This is a genomic window from Polaromonas sp. P1_E3, from assembly GCF_056405935.1.
In genome coordinates this window covers 1-1,598 of sequence record NZ_JBFUBD010000528.1, presented here as the reverse complement: position 1 = coordinate 1,598, position 1,598 = coordinate 1, and the positions used below count along the sequence as shown (strand labels likewise).

The 1,598-nt window shown below is 62.7% G+C and carries 2 protein-coding genes; both read left to right on the top strand.

Going from position 1 to position 1,598, the window contains the following annotated elements:
• The first annotated feature begins 226 nt into the window (after nt 1-226).
• A complete protein-coding gene (locus AC1D0Z_RS21320; RefSeq protein WP_477660154.1) occupies nt 227-718 on the top strand; it encodes an Lrp/AsnC family transcriptional regulator in 492 nt (163 codons plus the stop codon).
• The gene (rraA, locus tag AC1D0Z_RS21315) at nt 715-1,236 is read left to right on the top strand and encodes a ribonuclease E activity regulator RraA (RefSeq protein WP_477660153.1); all 522 of its coding nucleotides are present in this window, start codon (nt 715-717) and stop codon (nt 1,234-1,236) included. Before AC1D0Z_RS21320 ends, rraA begins: the two co-directional genes overlap by 4 nt.
• Nucleotides 1,237-1,598 lie beyond the last annotated feature (362 nt).

The window sequence follows — 1,598 nt, the reverse complement described above, 5'->3', positions numbered from 1 at the left end:
GGCGGAAAGCTGATCAGGGCAAAGCGGATCGCCAGGTAAGTGGAGCCCCACACCAGGTAGCAGGCGAGGAGGGCGGGGATCAAAAGCGCCGGCGCTTTGCCGGTGGTGAGCGAAGAGGTGAGTGCGGAAGTCATCCAAGGATCGTAGGTTGCCATGCGCGCCCGGGACATGCAAAATTAACGGCAAAACCGCAACCGGCCTTTTAATTTAAAGCTTGAAACCCAGCATGACCGAAACCACCGAATGGGACCACTACGACAGCCGCATCCTCGGCGAGTTGCAGCGCGATGCGCGCATCACCATGGCCGAACTGGGTCGGCGCGTCCACCTGAGCCAGCCTGCGGTGACCGAGCGCGTACGCAAGCTCGAGCTCGGTGGCGTGATCAAGGGCTATCGGGCCGAGGTTGATCTGTCGCGCCTGGGGTACGGCATACGCGCCATCGCGCGGGTAGGGCGGGTCGAGTACGCCAGGGTGGTCAAGCTGATCGAGCAGACGCCTGAAGTCATCAATGCCTACAACGTCACCGGCGAAGACAGCTGGGTGCTGGAGATTGCGGTGATCGACGTGGCGCACCTGGACGCAGTGGTCACCAAGTTTTGCCTACTCACTGAGACCTCGACGTCCATCGTCCTCAACGCACCTCGCGAAAATGCCGTCGTCCTGCCGGCCCGGCGCGAGGACATCAAACCCGTCATCAAGAAGGTCACCGGAAAATGAGCCAAGACAAGTCCTCCTCCCCTGCCATCTTCGCCACCTGCGACCTTTGCGACCTGCATAAGGGCGACACCTCGGGTCATTTCAGGGTGCTCCCGCCTGTTTTCAGGAGCTATGGCGGCTTTCAGAAATTCAGCGGTCCCGTGGTCACGGTGAAGTGCTTTGAAGACAATTCCCCGGTCAAGGCTGCAGTGGAGTCGCCGGGCGAGGCGCGCGTGCTGGTGGTGGACGGAGGCGCCTCGCTGCGCCGCGCGCTGCTCGGCGGTAACCTGGGCGCCGCAGCCGCCAAAAACGGCTGGGCCGGCGTGGTGATTGACGGGTGCGTGCGGGATATCGCCGAGCTGGCGCAATGCCAGACCGGCATCCGCGCACTGGCGAGCATGCCACTGCCCACGGAAAGGCGCCAGGCGGGCCTCAGGGACGTCTCCGTGCAGATTCAAGGTGTCTGGGTGCGGCCGGGCGACTGGCTTTATGCAGATGAGGATGGCATCGTCGTCATGCCGGCGCCGCAGCAGGGCTAGCGTTTGGCGGACTGGCTAGCGCCGGCATCCGCTCCTCAGTCGCGGCAGTTGCCATGTAAATAGCCCTAGCCCGGAGTGTTGCCTGGGCTAACAGCGATTTTGCTTAATTTCAGGGGCAAGCATAAGGCGTATTGGCCGCACGCCAGCCGGCGTGGCTGGCGTCAGGCCTCACAAAGACGCCTCTGCTCAGAAACCTGCGAGGGCGATGGAGTTCTTTAGCGCTTGCCCACCACCGTAGCTGTCCTGCTCGGGTGGCACACCGCCCAGCGATACGCGGATTGCGCAGTACTTGAACTCCGGGATCTTCGCAAAGGGGTCCAGCGCGGCGTTGGTCAACTTGTTGATGGCTGCCTCGTAGTAAC